The organism is candidate division WOR-3 bacterium, from assembly GCA_039801905.1.
Taxonomy (GTDB): domain Bacteria; phylum Hydrothermota; class Tepidihabitantia; order Tepidihabitantales; family JBDRVQ01; genus JBDRVQ01.
Genome location: JBDRVQ010000016.1, coordinates 21,174 through 38,915, shown reverse-complemented (window position 1 = coordinate 38,915; position 17,742 = coordinate 21,174). Strand labels below are relative to the sequence as shown.

Annotated in this window: 16 protein-coding genes and 1 tRNA gene; 14 read left to right on the top strand and 3 right to left on the bottom strand. The window is 41.9% G+C overall.

The genetic code is table 11. The annotated features are described in order from the left end of the window. The 9 genes from ABIL00_04510 to ABIL00_04470 all read left to right on the top strand — a co-directional run. The coding region (locus tag ABIL00_04510) for a CHAT domain-containing protein (protein MEO0110023.1) at positions 1–1,319 on the top strand (1,319 nt) is incomplete at its 5' end. Positions 1,320–1,349: 30 nt separating this feature from the next. Beyond that, entirely contained in the window at positions 1,350–1,802 is a 453-nt protein-coding gene (locus ABIL00_04505; GenBank protein ID MEO0110022.1) for a zf-TFIIB domain-containing protein, read from the top strand. A 13-nt stretch (positions 1,803–1,815) separates the two neighbouring features. Next, complete coding sequence (locus ABIL00_04500) at positions 1,816–2,187, top strand: hypothetical protein (protein MEO0110021.1); 372 nt, start codon at positions 1,816–1,818, stop codon at positions 2,185–2,187. A gap of 8 nt (positions 2,188–2,195) precedes the next feature. Next, complete coding sequence (locus ABIL00_04495; GenBank protein MEO0110020.1) at positions 2,196–3,494, top strand: hypothetical protein; 1,299 nt, start codon at positions 2,196–2,198, stop codon at positions 3,492–3,494. A 69-nt stretch (positions 3,495–3,563) separates the two neighbouring features. After that, on the top strand, positions 3,564–6,173 hold the full coding sequence (locus tag ABIL00_04490; protein ID MEO0110019.1) for a valine--tRNA ligase: 2,610 nt from the start codon (positions 3,564–3,566) through the stop codon (positions 6,171–6,173). Then, positions 6,170–6,685 (top strand): hypothetical protein, encoded by a 516-nt coding sequence (locus ABIL00_04485; protein ID MEO0110018.1) that lies wholly within the window; start codon positions 6,170–6,172, stop codon positions 6,683–6,685. The genes ABIL00_04490 and ABIL00_04485 overlap by 4 nt, the downstream gene beginning before the upstream one ends. After that, entirely contained in the window at positions 6,686–7,063 is a 378-nt protein-coding gene (locus tag ABIL00_04480; protein ID MEO0110017.1) for a DUF5683 domain-containing protein, read from the top strand. It begins immediately after the preceding gene. A 46-nt stretch (positions 7,064–7,109) separates the two neighbouring features. Next, positions 7,110–8,189, top strand: a complete 1,080-nt coding sequence (locus ABIL00_04475; GenBank protein ID MEO0110016.1) for a PorV/PorQ family protein — start codon at positions 7,110–7,112, stop codon at positions 8,187–8,189. Further along, positions 8,189–9,472: an adenylosuccinate synthase gene (locus ABIL00_04470; protein MEO0110015.1), complete on the top strand. Its 1,284-nt coding sequence runs from the start codon at positions 8,189–8,191 to the stop codon at positions 9,470–9,472. The genes ABIL00_04475 and ABIL00_04470 overlap by 1 nt, the downstream gene beginning before the upstream one ends. Here ABIL00_04470 and ABIL00_04465 read toward each other — a convergent pair. After that, positions 9,469–10,419, bottom strand: coding sequence for an acyl-CoA dehydratase activase (locus ABIL00_04465; protein ID MEO0110014.1), 951 nt, complete (start codon positions 10,417–10,419; stop codon positions 9,469–9,471). The two genes, ABIL00_04470 and ABIL00_04465, sit on opposite strands and share 4 nt — an antisense overlap. 113 nt (positions 10,420–10,532) lie before the next feature. On the opposite strand from ABIL00_04465, the gene ABIL00_04460 reads away from it, so the two are divergent. The 3 genes from ABIL00_04460 to ABIL00_04450 are packed head-to-tail and all read left to right on the top strand — an operon-like array spanning position 10,533 to position 14,421. Continuing rightward, a complete protein-coding gene (locus ABIL00_04460) occupies positions 10,533–11,651 on the top strand; it encodes a SpoIID/LytB domain-containing protein (GenBank protein ID MEO0110013.1) in 1,119 nt (372 codons plus the stop codon). A 9-nt stretch (positions 11,652–11,660) separates the two neighbouring features. After that, positions 11,661–12,296 (top strand): transaldolase family protein, encoded by a 636-nt coding sequence (locus tag ABIL00_04455; GenBank protein MEO0110012.1) that lies wholly within the window; start codon positions 11,661–11,663, stop codon positions 12,294–12,296. Positions 12,297–12,342: 46 nt separating this feature from the next. Further along, a complete protein-coding gene (locus ABIL00_04450) occupies positions 12,343–14,421 on the top strand; it encodes a DUF5916 domain-containing protein (GenBank protein ID MEO0110011.1) in 2,079 nt (692 codons plus the stop codon). Position 14,422: 1 nt separating this feature from the next. Here ABIL00_04450 and ABIL00_04445 read toward each other — a convergent pair whose 3' ends face one another. Both ABIL00_04445 and ABIL00_04440 read right to left on the bottom strand, forming a co-directional pair. Next, complete coding sequence (locus tag ABIL00_04445; GenBank protein ID MEO0110010.1) at positions 14,423–15,262, bottom strand: hypothetical protein; 840 nt, start codon at positions 15,260–15,262, stop codon at positions 14,423–14,425. Between the two features lie 408 nt (positions 15,263–15,670). Next, positions 15,671–16,975, bottom strand: coding sequence for an MFS transporter (locus ABIL00_04440; GenBank protein ID MEO0110009.1), 1,305 nt, complete (start codon positions 16,973–16,975; stop codon positions 15,671–15,673). Here ABIL00_04440 and ABIL00_04435 point away from each other — a divergent pair. After that, a tRNA-Glu gene (locus tag ABIL00_04435) sits at positions 16,968–17,042 on the top strand. The two genes, ABIL00_04440 and ABIL00_04435, sit on opposite strands and share 8 nt — an antisense overlap. A 244-nt stretch (positions 17,043–17,286) precedes the next feature. Further along, positions 17,287–17,493, top strand: coding sequence for a hypothetical protein (locus tag ABIL00_04430; protein MEO0110008.1), 207 nt, complete (start codon positions 17,287–17,289; stop codon positions 17,491–17,493). The last annotated feature ends 249 nt before the right edge of the window (positions 17,494–17,742 follow it).

Sequence of the window (17,742 nt, the reverse complement as noted above, 5' to 3'; positions counted from 1 at the left end):
TGGAATATTCGGAAAGGGGGAAAGGGAGGACAATTTTAGACTTTATTATTTATAAGGGAATAGAGAGAGAAAAAGAGGAAGAGATTAAAAAACCACTAAACTTTGAAAGAATTAAGGATTTGGCAAATAGGATTGGAAGGACAATTGTTTTATTCCGGGTCACTAATAAAGAGACTTATGTATTTATTATAAAACCAAAGAATGGTTTTGAATTTATAAATGTTCCAGGATTTAATGATAAGAGGTTAAGGGAGATTTTGGTGAAGTTTGATGGAAATAAGCCAATTGATGGTTGGGTCTATCGTTATTTTAATTATAAAAATATAGTTGGTAATTTTAGGAGACTCGTTTTGGAAAAGGGAAAGGAAGAGACAGAAAAAGTAGTGGTGGAGGAGCAGAAAAATTGGTTTAATAACTTAAAACCCTTATATGAGGACTTATTGGCAAAGGTCTTTGAAGAGAAAAGGTTTGAGAAAGGTGAAAAGATTGTAATCATTCCCAATAAAGGGTTAAGTATCTTACCAATTCATGCCTGTCAAAAAGAAGATGGGAGATATCTTATTGATGAGTATGAGATAACCTATGCCCCAAACTGCACCCTTTTGGACTTATGTTATAGAAGGGAAGAAGAGAGAAAAAGTAGGGATAGTCTCTTTGCCATTGCCAATCCGCCTTCTCCTTTTCCCCTTCTATTTTCAGAAGTAGAGGTGCAAGAGATCGAAAAGGGATTTGCGATGAAAGAGACCCACATTAGAGAAGTAGTTGATAAGAGTTATTTATTGGAAAGGATAAGTCAATTTAATATAATCCATCTTTCAACCTATGGGGAATATTCTTTAGGCTCGGATTTAAGTTCCCGTTTGCTATTAGGGAATAATGAATGTTTAGAACTTTATGAAATTTTTGACAAAGGAAAAATTCCCAATAGTTGGCTTGTTTCCCTTTCTGCTTGTGAGACTGGTTTAATTGATTTTCGGGATATTGCCGATGAGAGTATCGGTTTACATACAGGATTTCTTTATGCCGGTGCACCAACGGTGATTGGTAGTCTTTGGACAGTTTCTGATATTTCAACTGCCTTAATAATGATAAGAACCTATGACAATATATTTAATAAGAATATGGGTAAGGGAGGGGCATTAAGGGAAGCCCAGTTATGGTTAAAGGAAGCGACAAAGGAAGAATTATTAGATTGGGCAAAGGGAAAGTCAGGATACCTTTTAGGGTTATTAACCGGTTCCCTTTCTCAATTTTCTGAGGATAAGCCCTTTTCCCATCCCTATCACTGGGCAGGATTTCAATGCTTCGGCGCCGATTGACATTAAGGAAAAATTGAATATAATTAAAGTATGAAAGGAATGTTAGGTTGTCCCAAATGTGGAAAGAAATTCCCTTTGAAGGAGATTAAAGTTAAGACGGTAATAGTTGACCAATGCCCCAATTGCGAAGGTGTCTGGTTTGATTTTAAGGGGCAAGAACTTTTAGAAATCCTTAAAAGGGGATACGATAATCTACCGGAGGAATTGAAAAAGAGTTGGGAAGGAAGTGTAGGAGTTGAGAGGGGAAAGGAAGGAAGTTATCAATGTCCCCGTTGTGGCAATAGACTTTCTAACTATTGGTATTGTGCGGAAAAGAATAAGACTTTTCTTATTGATGGTTGTCCGAAGGGATGTGGGGTATGGCTTGATGACGGAGAATTAAAAAAGGCTTATCAATATGTGGAACCGTATTTGCCGAAGATAAAAGAGGGCGAAATAAAAAAAGGAATTTTTATGAAGTTGTGGAATTATTGGCAGAAATAATAAGGAGGGAAAAATGGAGGCAATAACACTCGTTAGTTTATTAGAAGAAAGGTTAGGGGAGATTAAAAAAAATCTCGGTGATTCCTGGAATGATTTCCGAGAAGGTCTGAAAAAGTCCTCTCAGAATTTAATCCCAGAGAAAGAATCCCTTCGCAAATGGACGGAAGAAGTTATTTCCCTTTTTCAAAGACACCCTTTCACTACAGGCCTAATTTTGGGAGTGGAAACAAAGGTTCCTACCCGAGGGATACCATCTGAGGAAATGGTCGGGCGAAAGGAAGAAACCCCTGGCCTCCCCACAGGACAGGTTTTATCGCCTAAGGAATTTGAAAGAAATTTGGTGGAGCGGATAAAGGAAATTATTAAAAGAGCAGAAACTTTATAATATATCTTATGGTTAAGGACCCAACAATTTATCAATCCATTTTTCTTTTTCGCTGGCACGGATTAGAGAAAGAAAGTGAATTTGAATGGCATAAGAAAGCAATCAGAGAATTTCTTTCCGCCGGCTGGAAAAAAGTAAAACCGAACGAACCATTTCCCCAAGAAGAAGTTGAAGAGTTTTTAGAAAGAACTAAAAAAATTATCTTTGGCCAGGAGGGAAGAGAAGATTTATTTATGGATGTCCGAATATTGAGCACCGGTTGGCAAGTGGTAAATCCTAATCAGAAATTGGAATTATGGACTCGGGCTTATGATGACGCTCTCCGAATGCAAATCGGTTATTGTTTGGAAGGTGAACATTCCCCTCAGATTTTTTCTTTGCTGGAAAAAGAGATTTTAGACACCGCGGGATTACAAAATACATCCAGTGGTCAGCATGCTTACATTGGCGAAACCTATTACCCAGTGGCAGAAATTGAAAAGTGCGAAGAAGAAGTGGCAAAGACAATTGCCTCAGAAATTATGGAATCTCTTCACTATCCCGAAGATGAGATTAACTTGTTTTCATTCCCTTGGGGCTATCTGGCAATAAACTTAGAAAGGAAGGAAAAACCAGTAGTCCTTTACTGGGAAGAGGATAAAAATATATGGCTTATTGCTGAACTTATCCATAAAATTTTCCCTTTTCTCTTTCTAAACCGATACAAGTTTTATTATGCTATCAACTCCTGCCTTTTTCTAAGAAAAGACCTCAATGACCAAGAGAAGAGGATAAGAGATTTGGGTATAGGAGAATTGATCAGGGTAAAAGGACCAAAAGGGGAAACTGATGTGAAAATCTTAAAAAAGACGGAAGCAAGGACAATTGAAATAAGTGCTCTTCGCTCAGAATATATTCAAAACCTCATAACCTTGAAAGGATACATAAAGGAGATAGAAATTATTCAAGAAGGGCTGGAAAAACTCCTGAGGAAAAAGGAGTTGAAAGATAATGAAGAAGCCTTGGCAAAAATTTGGTTAGAAGATGTGAGATTTACCAAAGAGCAACTAAACACCCATTTACATTTCTATTGGCTAACGAAGGAATCTGTAGATTCCACCTTAGATTCACTTCATAAGATAACGGAATTGCGGGATAGCCAATGGGACCGGTATACCAATCTTTTGATTGGGATCCTCTCCTCTTGGGCGCTTCTTGATGTATTTGAAGCCAACCTTTCTTGGGAATTAAGGCTTATTTTATTAATCCCAATCGCTTACCTTTTCCACATCCTTTTATTAAAACTTCGCTCTTTACTCGGATTTTAAATTAGAATTTTTATCAAAAGTATTTTCCTTTTTAGTTGACCGATAATTTTTTTTTAGTATACTGGGAAGATGAGTGGAGATTTTAATAAGGTTTATAATCCCAAAGAGGTAGAGAAGAGAATCTACTCTTTTTGGGAAGAGAATGGCTATTGCCACCCGGAGAGAAAAGGGAAGAAGTTCACAATCGCCATCCCCCCACCCAATATCACAGGTTCTTTACATATTGGCCATGCCTTAAATAATACCTTACAGGATATCCTAATCAGGAGGAAACGATTGGCTGGTTTCTCCGCCCTCTGGATTCCCGGAACCGACCACGCCTCCATCGGCACCCACAATCAGATTGAGAAGACCTTAAAGAAGGAAGGGAAGACGAGGTTTGATTTGGGAAGGGAGAAGTTCTTAGAATTTGCCTGGCAGTGGAAGGAGAGATATGAAAAGGAGATTATCAATCAGTTAAAGAGTCTTGGTTGTCTCTGCGATTGGCAGAGACTCCGCTTCACCCTGGATGAGGTCTGTTCCAAAGCGGTAAGGGAGGCATTCGTCCGGTATTACGAAGAAGGTTTAATTTATCGGGATTATAGGATTATTAACTGGTGTCCGAGATGCAAGACGGCAATATCCGATTTGGAAGTGAAGGCAAAAGAAATTCCGGGGAAATTGTGGTTCATTCGTTATCCGGGGTTAAATGGGGAAGATGGCATCATTGTCGCTACCACCCGACCGGAGACGATGCTTGGTGATACCGCGGTAGCGGTCAATCCAAGTGACGAGCGGTATCAGGGGATGATTGGCAAGAAGGTTATTCTGCCTTTGATGGCAAGGGAAATTCCCATCATTACTGACTCCTTAGTGGATAAGGAATTTGGCACCGGGGCGGTTAAGGTGACACCCGCCCACGACCCGATTGATTTTGAGATTGGTAAGAAGAATAATTTACCTTTCATTAAGGTGATTGACGAAGATGCGAAAATTACTAAGGAGGGAGGAAATTATTATGGTCTGAGCCGGGAGGAAGCCCGAAATAAAATCTTAGAGGACCTAAAAAAAGAAGGGCTTTTAATTAAAGAAGAGGATTATACCTTACCATTAAAAATTTGTGTCCGGTGTGAGACGCCGATTGAACCCCTCCTCTCCTTACAATGGTTTTTAAGGATGAAGGAATTGGCAGATCCGGCGATTAAAGTGGTAAAGGAAGGGAGGGTGAGATTTTTCCCCAGGCGCTGGGAAAAGGTCTATTTGGATTGGATGGAAAATATTAAAGATTGGTGTCTCTCAAGACAACTCTGGTGGGGACACCGAATTCCGGTATTCTACTGTGAAGATTGTTCGGAGATAATCGTGAGCCGCACTGACCCGAAGGAATGCCCAAAATGCCAAAGTAAAAAGATAAGACAGGAAGAAGATATCCTTGATACCTGGTTCTCTTCTGCCCTCTGGCCCTTTTCTACCTTGGGTTGGCCCGAAAAGACCGAGGATTTCCAATTCTTCTACCCAACTGATGTCTTAGTCACCGATCCGGATATCATCTTCCTCTGGGTAGCGAGGATGATATTTTCCAGTCTCTTTTTCACGAAAGAGATCCCCTTCCATACGGTCTATATCCATTCCACGGTCTTGACCCAATCCGGGGAGCGGATGAGTCGGTCTCGGGGGATTGGGGTTGACCCAAATTTATTGATTGAAAAATACGGAAGCGATGCTTTAAGATTTACTTTAACTTATCTGGAGACCCAATCCCAGAGTTTCCGTTTCTGGGAGGAGCGGGTCCTCTTAGGAAGAAACTTTGCTAATAAAATTTGGAATGCGGCAAGGTTAATTTATCCCTATCTCAAAGATGCCAAAACAAAAAAGGAAGAATATCCTTTAACCCCAATTGACGAATGGGTCATCACCGAATTTAATAAATTCTTAAATACCATCAATCACTATCTTGAATCTTATAACTTTTCTGGTTATGCCAATTCCCTTTATGAGTTCTTCTGGCACACCTTCTGCGACTGGTATCTGGAATTTTCTAAAAAAAGGCTTAAAGAAAGAGACGGAGCCTGCCTCAGTGTCCTTTATTCGGTATTTAGCAACTACCTAAAAGTTTTACATCCGGTTATGCCTTTTATCACCGAAGAGATCTATCAGCGGTTTAATTTTGGGAAGAGTGTCTTAGAGGAGAAATGGCCTGAGGAAATCCCCCTCACCCTTTCCCCAAAAGGCGAGATGGTCTATCCCTTCTTAGATTTGATTAAAGGGATAAGGACGATTCGGAGTGAGATGCGGATTGACCCCAAGGTGGAACTTACCTTAATCATCAACCCTTCGCTTACGAAAAAGGAATTGCAGGAGTTCTTTTTGGAAAATATGGCACACTTAAAAAACTTGGCGGGGATTAAAGAGATTAAATTTGATGAGAAGAGGCCACCCCAATCATCTTCCTATTCCACAAAGGATTTTGAGTTCTATCTCCCTTTGGGCGAAGTGATTGATGTGAAAAAAGAGGAAGAGAGGATTAAAAAGGAGATCTCCGCTCTGAAAGAGGAATTAGAAAAAATTGAGATGCGCCTTCAGGATGAAAACTTCTTAAAGAAGGCAAAAGCCGAAGTGAAGGAGAAGGAAGAGGCGCGGAAGAGAGAACTATCGGAAAAGTTGCAGAGATTAGAAAATAACCTATTCTATCTGAAATGAAATACCTAATGACCTTTCTCTTTTTAATCACCCTTTTCGCCTTCTTAATCTTTTATAACCTAAAATATGTTCCCCTGCGCGATAGTTTCCTGCGCCTTTATGATGAGAATCGGATGTGGCAGGAGGAAATTGGAGAATTGAAGAGAAAGATGGGGGAGGGAGAAAAGGAAAAAATGAGTATTCTTCTCTCTTGGGACGATCTCTTTCCCAAGGATGAGGTCTTTTTCTTAAAAGAGGAGGGAAAAGAGAAGTTATTCTCTTTTATCTCCGAGGCGGTGAAAGAGACGAGCGATGTCTATATTTATAACTACGGACCTACTTCCCTTTCCCCAAATTTATTGAAGAGTTATTCCAGCCCTTGGGATTTCACTTGGCGCAAAGGGAAGGTAATCGCCGATTATTTGATTCTCAATGGTATTCCCCAAAAGAGGCTTTATCTGGTCATCGGTTTGGAAAAGATCACTTCGGAAGGAGAGAGGTTGGAGCGGGTTTGTGAGATTTTTCTCAAATAGATGGAAATTTTCCCCTTTCTTTTTCTCTTGATGGCAAGCGACACGGTTCCGGAAAGAGAGAGTTTGCCGATTTACGAAAAATCGCCAACCCGGGCGATAATTTTTTCTGCCCTCTTTCCCGGTGGGGGTCAGATTTATACGGAGAATTACTTAAAGGGGATGATTTTTGCTGGGGCGGAAGGGCTTCTTCTTTATTGGACAATTAAGGAGAAAGACCGAGAGCGGAAAAGTGATTTGGTCTGGTGGAGTGTGGCATTTCATATCTTCAACATCGCTGATGCCTATGTCTCCGCCCATTTCTATAAGTTTGAGAAGAATAAAAGGATTGGGATAAAAACCTCACCTATGAATATTGGCTTAACCATAAATTTTCCTTGACATAGGGGGAAAATCTTTTATAATTAGTTATGCACTTTAATGTTTTATGAAGAGACTCCTAACCATAACCTTATTTTTTACCGCTTGCTTTGGTGCCTTTGAGTATCCGGGAGCGGTATTTTTGATGATTTGGCCCGCCGCCCGTCCTACCTCTTTAGGCGGTGCCTTTGTTGCGATCTCCGATGATGCCTCAGCGACCTATTACAATCCAGCAGGTCAATCCTTCCAGAACTCCTTGAATGCCACCCTGATGCATTGCAATTGGCTACCTGGCTTATATCCGGGTATGTATTATGAGTTCTTGGCTGTTACCCACTCCTTACCCAAAGGAACAATCGGTGGCAATATCATCTATCTTAATACCGGTAAGACCGAGGTGATAAACAGTCGGGGTGAATATTTGGGAGAATATACGACCTTTGATTTAGCCTTTACTTTATCTTATGGCTACCGATTTCTTCCCCAACTCGGCGCTGGTCTTTCCTGGAAATTTATCTATTCCTTTTTGGTTCCGGAGTGGGTCTGGGCAGCAATGCCCGAGTTAGGGATAACCTCTGGTGGCACAGGGATCACTTGGGGATTTGATTTTGGTCTTCTCTATAAACCGCTCCGTTGGCTCAATTGTGGGGCAAGTGTTGCCAATCTCGGTCCTAATATTTCTTATACCGCTTCTGGGGAATCCGACCCCATCCCGAGGATGCTCCGTCTCGGAGTAAATTTTATCCCCATAGAGAAAGAGAATGTGAAATTAAATATCCCGATTGAGATGGACATCGGTCTCACAACATTTAAGTGGGACTCCTTAGGTTATGAGTTTGAGGATGCCTGGAAGAGTTTAGGGATTGAGATCTCTTTTGCTAAGATAGTTCATGCCCGGATCGGTTATTTTGAAGATGTCCATGGCTGGCGCGGAGGGGTGGAAACCGCAAAGGGGGGAGAGGAAGAGAGTGAAGTAAAATCAATCATTTCCTGGCTCTTTGGCCCAAAATCCAGTGTGAAAAGACTTGGTCTCTGCTATGGCTTCGGTTTGGGGGTAAAGAACTTTTCCATTGATTTGGGCTTTGACTATATGATTTATTCCTTTCCCACTTCCAACTGGAAGATTTCCCTTTCTTACAAGATGTAATGCCCGGAATTGCGGTCATTGGTTGTCAGTGGGGAGATGAAGGGAAAGGAAAGGTTATTGATTTCTTTGCCCGGGAGGCGGAGATAGTTGCCCGTTTTAATGGCGGACCGAATGCCGGTCATACGGTCCTTTATCAAAATCAGCCGGTTGTCTTCCATCAGATCCCTTGTGGGCTCTTAAACCCAAAAACGAAAGGGGTTATCGGTAGCGGCTGTGTCTTGGACATTGGAGTTCTGGGAGAAGAGATAAATTCTTTAAGAAACTTGGGGGTTGAAATAAAAGATAGGCTTTTTATTGATTATCGGGTCCATCTCATCTTTCCTTACCACAAGGCGATTGACCAAATTCGGGAAAAGAAGAGGGCGAAGATTGGTACCACCGGTCGGGGTATTGGGCCGGCTTATGAGGATAAATCAGCCCGCATTGGGATTCGCCTCGGTGAATTAAAAGACTGGGGCGAATTTGAAAGCCGGTTAAAAAAGAATATCGCCTTTAAGAACTTCTATCTGATGACCGTTTATGACGGCGAACCCTTAAACGAGAGAGAAATCATTGAAGAGGTAGAGAGTGAACTCCCTAACCTCTTGCCCTTAATTGCCGATACCTCAGAGATTATCTCCTCTTCCCTAAAGAGAGGGGAGAGGGTTCTTTTTGAGGGAGCCCAGGGAACCCTTTTGGACCTAAATTATGGAACTTATCCCTATGTCACCTCCTCTTTCACCACGGTAGGGGCAATCCCTTCTGGACTGGGGATTAGTCCGAAGGCGATTAAGGATGTGATTGGTGTGGCTAAGGCTTATACCACTCGGGTTGGGGAAGGACCTTTCCCAACAGAGATTAAGGAAGAGTTGGGAGAGAGATTGCGGGAAGTGGGAAAGGAGTTCGGAGCGACAACCGGCAGGCCGAGGCGGATCGGTTGGCTTGATTTGGGAATCATCCGCTATGCCAAAAGGGTTAATGGCTTTGATAAACTCTTCATCACCAAACTTGATGTCTTAGATGAGATGCCGGAGATTCTGGTGGCGGATGGTTATTTGACCAATGACGGAGAGGTAGAAGATTTTGACCCGGAAAGGGTTTGGGAACTAAAACCAAAATATGTGAAACTGAAAGGTTGGCAGGAGAGTATCAAAAAAGCAAAAAAGTTTTCTGATTTACCAAAACCGGCGATAGATTATCTTAACTTTATCGCTGAAAGAACCGAGACCGAAGTGATTGGCATCTCAATTGGAGAGAGAAGGGAAGAGACAATCATTAAAGAAGGATTTAATTTATTCTCCTAACTTCCCGAATACCTGCCGCAGCGGTCCCCGTAGATATCAATCAACTCCTCTCCGCGATAGGTCTCAATCACCTCGCACTGATTAGGGCAGAAATTACATTCAAAAGCCCGAGTCTCAAATTTCATATCCGCCACTTGAAAACCAGAAAATTTACTCCCTTTCCCGTTTGTCTCCTCAAAGGCTAAAATTGCGGCGCCGATTGCCCCCATCACCAAAAAGTATTCCGGAACGATAATCTCACACTTTAATTCCCGGACGAACGCCTCTTTTACCCCCTCATTTGCCGCGACCCCACCCTGAAAGAGAATTAAAGGTCTAATATCCTTTCCCTTAGCCACAACATTCATATAGTTGCGGACAATGGCATCGCAGAGGCCGGCGATAATATCCGCGGTTGGTAGTCCTAATTGTGCCTTATGAATCATATCGCTTTCCGCAAAGACCGTGCACCGGCCGGCAATCTTCACCCGGGTTTTCGCCGATAGGGCAATCTTACCAAACTCTTCAATCGGGATATTGAGCCTTTGGGCTTGATGGTCCAAAAATGAGCCGGTGCCCGCAGCACAGACCGTATTCATCGCAAAGTCAACCGGAACGCCGTTGCGGAGGATAATAATCTTTGAATCCTGACCGCCAATCTCAATAATGGTCTGGCATTCCGAATAGAAAGTGGAGGCGGCAACCGCATGGGCGATAATTTCGTTCTTCACGATATCCGCCCCAACGATTACTCCAGCCAATCTCCGGCCGGAACCAGTGGTTCCGACACCAATCACTTCTAAATCCTCTGGGATTTTCTCTTTTAACTTTCTTAAAACCTGCCGGATTGCGCTTATCGGATTACCCAAGGTTCTTAAATACTCACTGGCTAAAACCCGATAATTGGTATCTAAGATGACACCTTTGGTGGAAATAGAACCGACATCAATCCCCAAAAGAACCTTCATATTCTTATTATAATTGGCAAAGGAAAAAAGGCAAGGGTTAAACTATTACTAAGATCCTTATTTTCTCCTAATATCATTTTGACTTTCTCATCCTCCTCACTATAATACCCGTGGTGAGAATAATCACATCTAAATTAAGCCTTATCTCTTTTCTCCTTTTCTTAATCACCTGTGCCCGTTTTTATATTACCCCAAAAATTAAGGAGGAGCCTCTAATCCGGGTCTTGCTCTTTTCTGAAATTACCGATTCTTTAATTATCACCGCGCCAGAGGGTTTTCAGTTAGGTGAAATTAGAATGAAGAAAGGTGAGAAGATTGTCTTAAAGCCAAAAGTATTTCCCAAATGGATTTTCGGGAAAGAGAAAGAAGTAAAAATTACTCCACTCGGAAAAGATTATTTAAGGGTTGGCGATTTGGTATTAAGGGGGGAGGTGGTTTTAAGGGAAGAGAAGGATAAGATTTATATCTTAAATGTCTTACCCTTAGAAGAATATCTCTATTCGGTTGTCGGTTGTGAGATCGGCCCTCTGAATGAGAAAAACTTCTCTGCGGCAAAAGCCCAGGCGGTTGCCGCTCGGACCTATGCTATTTATCGGATGTTTGATAACGCAGGAAATTTTTATCATATTTATGCTTCACCGGCAAAGGACCAAGCATATAAAGGAAAGAATTGGGAGACGGAATTGACCAGGCGCGCGGTAAAGGAGACAAGGGGAGAGGTTCTCACCTTTAAGGGTAGACCAATCATCGCCTATTACCATGCCAACTGCGGTGGGCTTACTAACTCCAAAGATAAACCCTACTTGAAGTCTCTTCCTGATAGCCCAGGACATTCCCCGGGAAGAAAACCTTTCTGTGCCTCTTCCCACCATTTCTCTTGGGAGTTGAAGATAAAAAAGAAGGAATTGGAAAATATTGTAAAAAAGGAAGGGATAAAGAAGATTTTCCTTAAAAAAGATAGGAAGACAAAAAGGGTGAGAAGGGTTGAGATAAAGACCAAAAAGGGAAACCTTTCCCTTTCCGGAGAAGAGTTCCGAAAATTATTGGGGTTAAAAACAAATTTTTTTGATTTAAGAATTATTGGCAAAGAAGTAGAAATTAAAGGCCGGGGTTGGGGGCATGGTTGGGGGATGTGCCAAACCGGTGCCTTAGAGATGGCAAGGAGGGGTTATTCTTATACTGCCATCTTAAAACATTATTATAAAGGGGTAAAGATTGAGAAGATTTATTAAGGAGGAGATATGGCTCTCTTTATTGACAGCGCAATTAAAGAGGAGGTAAAAAAACTGGCAGATTTGGGACTAATAAATGGGGTGACAACCAATCCCAAACTCCTTGCCCAGACCAAAAGACCAGCCCAAGAGGTGATTAAAGAATTGGCGGAAGTTTCTCCCGGCTATCTCTTTTACCAGTTGACCAAGGAGACTGTTTCCGAGATGGAGAGGGAGGCTTATGAATTTTATGAGATCGCACCCAAAAAGATTGCTCTAAAAATTCCTGCCCGCACTACCTATTTGAGTCTCATAAAGAAGTTGCGTGATAAAATACCTTGTGCCGTAACCGCAGTTTTCAGTGAATACCAGGCTTATCTGGCTTGTGAACTTGGTGCCCAATTTATTATCCCTTATGTCAACCGCTCAACCCGACTTCAAGGGGACGGCATCTCTTTGGTGAGAAGAATCCGAAAGGTGATTGAGACCTTGGGAAGTAAGACGGAGATTTTGGCGGCAAGTATTAAGACACCAGATGAGGCGATCGGCTCAGTCCTTGCTGGTGCTTCTCATCTCAGCCTTCCTTATGATTTAATTATCGCCCTGGGCAATCATCCCCTCTCCGAAGAGGCAATTAAAGAGTTCTCCCAGTTTGCCAAAGAATGAGAAAGGGATATTGACACATCTAAAACTTTAATATACTTAAAACTTAATGCTTTCCCTCCTCTTCCTTTTTTCTCTCACCCCAGAAACACTCTCCGTGGCAAGAGTAGAAAGATTTGAGATTGGTTTAGATGATACCTTCTTTCAGAGATTAGATTCCATTTTAATGGAAAGGCAATTCTCGCCGAATTATAATTCTCCCACAACCTATAAGACAAGAGTTAAAGTCCTGCAGGATGAAAATAACCTCTATTTTCTCTTGAATACCGATTTTGGTAAGGATAAGCCAAGCACTGCTCTATCCGGTTTTAACGAATATTATACGATATATTTAGACCCCCTCCTTTCCCGAGTTTCCGCCTATTATTTTACTATTTATTCCTCCGGCGGAAGAAATGATGGCTTAGTTCTCTCTGATGGTCGGGTTTATGATAACTCTTGGGATGGGGTCTGGGAGAGTTCAATCCGGATAGAAAAAAAAGAAGGCAACTGGCAAATTCGGGCATTAGTGAAGATTCCCTTTAAGACATTAAGGTTTGATAGAAAGAAAAAGGAATGGGGTTTTCAGGTAAAGACCTATCATCCCAAGAGAAGGGAAACTTCCTTTTGGATTCTGCCGGATCAGGAAGAAGGTCTTAAAGTTTCCAAGTTCGGCATATTAAAAGGGGTAGAAGGAAAAGGCGAGGGAAAAGGAATAGAGGTTTATCCAGTTGGTTTAATAAAATATACAGAAAGATTTTTCCCATGGGCGGGCTTTGATTTCAGTTATAAGAAAGAGGCATCTACCGTTAACTTAACATTTTTGCCGGATTTTGCCGAAATTGAATCTGACCCTTTCACGATGAGTTTGAGTAAATATGAGATTTATTATTCGGAAAGGCGACCTTTCTTTTTGACGGGCAAAGAGATATTTGAACCGGCTTCCGGAAGTTTCTATTCGCCAATTAAGGTCTTTTATTCCCGAAGGATTGGGCGAATCTTGCGGGATGGTTCGGGTGATGTGCCAATTCTCTTTGGGGCAAAATATGCCGGAAAGTTGTCAAGAAATGAAATAGGGATTTTAACCTGTCTTACCGGAGATAAGTTTGGCACTTGGGATAGTACCTTTAAGACCTCTTGGAATGTCTTTCGGATAAAGCGCTATTTCTTTGAGAACTCAGAGGTTGGCTTTCTCCAAACCGCCAAAAGAGATTTCAAGGAAAGGAATTGGGATTTAGCCTCTTCCCTTGATGGTGTTTTCCGCTGGCAGAGGAATGAGATTGGCGCGCAAATGGTTTTTGGTAAGAGTAAAAATTCCAATTTTGCCCTTCATTCCGGTGGTCTTCTCTATCTTACGGAAAATCTCTTTAGCGGTTTTGCTACTAAATATACCGGAGAAAGATTTGATATCAGTGGAATGGGATATGCTCCGGTCTCACCCGGTAGTAAGTCATTAACTATCTTAAGCGGCATTACCCAATCACCAACCACCGGACCTATCTCTTCTTATTCTTTCTCGGTTGGGATGAAGACGGAAAAAGAATTAGAAGATTGGGATTGGTCAAGGAAAAATTTCTTAGAAGGATATCTCTCCTTTCGGGAACCGACACAAATCAGTTATTACCTTTATCTTAACTTAGGGAAGGAATACGAAGAGAAACGCGGCTATCGGACAAAAGGTCTTTCTTCTAACCTTTATTTTCTGATAAAGAGATGGGAAGTCTATTGTGGCGCTTCATATAATTACACCTGGAATTATTTAAGGGACTTTTTAGCCGGACAGGTAGAAACCTGGGGTGGCTTCTTTTTTCCCTTAACCCACCGCCTCTCAATTAACCCTTTTTTCAATTCTTGGGTTGAGTATCAACCAAATGGTCTCCACTTGAAAACCACAGCCTCCGGTTCGGTCTATCTAAGGTATTGTTTCACCCCTTTTGCTTCCCTAACATTTAGCCCAAGCCCGGTATTATCCTATGAAGAGAGAAAATGGCAAATGGAAAGAATAAGATTTGCCTTATATTTCAATTGGGAGATTAAACCACGTTCCCATTTTTATTTGGTCTTAAACGAACTCCGTTCTCCCGAAGAAAAATGGGAAGCGAAAGAGAGAATCTATGCGACGAAGATAAAGTGGCTCTTTCTCTTTTAGATTATTTTATCCGATAAGGTAAAAGCCAACCGTTAAAATCATATTTATAATCCGGAGTGAAGAGGGTCGCATGATTTAAGAGGTCAAAGAAGGCATATCTTGGAAAGGGGATTAGTTGGACGTGCCAAGTGCCGGTGAAGACACCATTGCCTAAATTATTAAAAGGTACCCGGAGATAAAAGGGCCAAGCCAGAATGAAGGTATGGAGGAAGGCATCGGCATTAGTGGCATTGGTATAAAGGGTTATCGTAACTAACTCTCCCGGAGAGAAGGCGATTAAACTATCAAGGGAAAAGAAATTTTCCAAGGGGTTGGTGATTAAAAGGTTGGGATAGGAACTTGATTGAATCCTTAAACTATCAATCCGCACAGTGTGGACCGAATCCGATTGCCCCCAGGCAAGGGAAATCTTCTTCAACTGCCAACCTCGGGTTACAGTATCATTGATATCTCCGGTTCTTCTAAATACCGCCTGAATCTTTGCCGTCTCCGAGACATTTTTTGTCCAGAAAAGCCAGGTGGTATCTGGTGGCTTAATTAAAAGGTAGAAAGGACCGAAATTTGCCCGCGCCCAGGTGACGAAAGCCGAATCTCCGTGCACGCCAACATAAATTATTGGCTCGGAATGGGTTTGGGCTCCCCGCCACCAGATTAATAGGGTATCGTTGAGGGCAATCATTGTCGTATCGGTCGAGTCAACTTCGGTATTGGCATTAAACCAAACTGTATCCTGCCTGATGAGGCGGAGGATCGCCTCTCGATCGGCTTCGGCATCTCCCTTTCCTCGGCAGAGAATAAGAAAGGAAGAGAAAAAGATAAGAATTAAGAGAAGTCTTTTCATAATTCCTCCAAGTAAAAGACAAGATACCATAAAAATTATGATTATCAATAAGAAGGTGGTAAATTGGTTTGACATTTTCTAAAATTATTCTATAAATAAAATAAACTAAATAAATAATTAGTTCTATTCCCTTAAAAGGGAGAGGCTCATTTTTATAAAATGGGGTATACCATACAGGGGATGGTATCAGGGGTCTAATAGAAGATTTAACAATTAGCCTAATTCTTGCCCTAAATCGGCGTCTAAGAATCAGGGTAATTGGATTATTAATAAAGGGGATAATAATAGGAATAATGGAAAGTCTAATAAAGGGTTTAATCATAGATCGGATAAGGGGTCTAATTTAAGGTTTAATCTGGGGTTTAATTGGGGGAGTAATTAGGGGCTTAAAAGAGGGTAGAACCCGAGTTATCTTTCCCATCGCTTTAAGGAGATGAGGCCTAAAATGGAGATGAAGAGGAGAAAAAAGCCAGACAAGATAAGCATCGTCCGGTAGGAGGTGAGGTCGCTTAAAAGGCCGATCGGCATAACGGTTAAAAGGAAGGCTAAATTATTAAAGAACTCTTTGGTGGCAAAGATTCTTCCCCGGATAAATTCGGGAACCTCTTCGTGTAAGATTGTATTCTGACAGACGGTAATTACGGAAAAGAGGATACCAGCGACAATTCCCACCAGAACCATAAACCAAATCTTGATAAAGAAACCGCCCAGAAAAAATAGAAGGGAGAAGGGGATAAAGGAATAGACAATTAAGAGTTTCTTATTAGCCGATGGTTTTAGAAAACTCATTAAAAGACTACCACTAATCATCCCAATCGCCAAGATACCAGCAAAAATTCCCACACCACTAGTTCCCAATTTTAAGACCTGTTGGATTAGGAAGATGAGAACCGCATAGGAGAAACTGGCAAGAGCGGCTAAAATGAAAATGGAGAAGATGACAAAGAGAACAATCTTTTCTTTTAAGAGATAAGAAAGGAGTTCTTTCACTTTATAAAAGAAATCCCGAAGACCGAAGAGAATCTCTTCTTTCAATGGTTTAGATCTTTTTACCTCTGGGGAAGGGGGGAGTTTCATCCCTAAGACTAAACTGCCGGCGGTGAAGTGGGTTAGGGCGTTGAGGAAAAAACCCAAGCGCCAACCAGTCCATTTGATTAAGAAACCACCAATCACCATTCCCAAAACTGTCGCCAGTCGGGTAAAGGTAAGGTCTAAGGAGTTGGCTAATAAAAGTTTTCTTTTCGCCACCACCACTGGGATGAGGGAAGGTTTGGCGCTATTATTAAATAGATCAATGCCGAAGAAGAGGAAGAGGACGAAAAAGACCGGGAAGAAACTTTTGGTGAGATGGATGAGAAAAGGAGTTGAAAAAAGGATAAGGCTTTGGAGATAGTGGGCTTTAATCATTATCCTCTGTTTCTGCCATCGGTCAACCAAAACACCTACCACCGGGGCTAAGAGGAGATTGGGGAGGGTGAAGGTGAGCGATGCCTGGGAATAGGCGAAACTACTCTTTGGTTTATATAATTCAATGAGGGTGATTAAGAGCATATGGGTGAACCGGTCACCGAGTTGGGAGACGGCACCGGAAAGGGAGAGGAAGAGAAAGTTTCTTATCTTGAGAACGGAAGCGAAGGAAGGCCTCTTCTCTTTTAATTCGCCTCTGGAATTGACTTCGTCCATTTTCTCATTAAAATTGAATTCCGGCGCCATCGTCTAGGCTGGCCTAGGACACAAGGTTCTCAACCTTGCGACCGGGGTTCAAATCCCCGTGGCGCCATTTCCGCATAAAGGTCATAGGCGGTAGCAGCAACTATTCTCATCGGATAGATTTTACCGATGGCTAAATTATTGCCCCGGATTAAGACTGATCCGTCAATTTCTGGGGCTTCCCGGTAGGTTCTCCCGAGATAGGAATATCTTCTTCCATTTACCCTTCTGTCAACCATTACCGCCATCTCTTTACCAATGAGAGATTTCAATTTCTCTTCTGAGATTTTCTTCTGACAGGAGAGGAGGAGCCTTTGCCTCTCCTTTTTCACGCGGTAGGGAATTTGGGGAGAAAGGTAATAAGCCGGGGTGAACCTTTCCCGGCTGTAAAGAAAACAACCGATATGGTCAAACTTCACGCTTTTGGTAAAATCAAGGAGTTCTCGGAAGTCTTCTTCGGTCTCTTTTGGGAAGCCAACGATGAAGGTTGTCCGGATTGTCATTTCTGGGATCCGAAATAGGAAATCAAGAATTCTTTCCACATCTTCTCTTAAATATCCCCGACCCATTAGGTAGAGGATCTTATCGGAGATGTGTTGAAGGGGGAAGTCAATGTATTTTAAGATCTTCTCTTCATTTTTGATAATTTCCAGAAGTTCAGGGTAGAAATGGGCGGGGTGGGTATAGAGAAGACGGAGCCATTCAATCCCTTTAATCTTTGTCAACTCCTTCAATAAGAGATGGAGTTTTTGGGAGCGATAGAGGTCAGT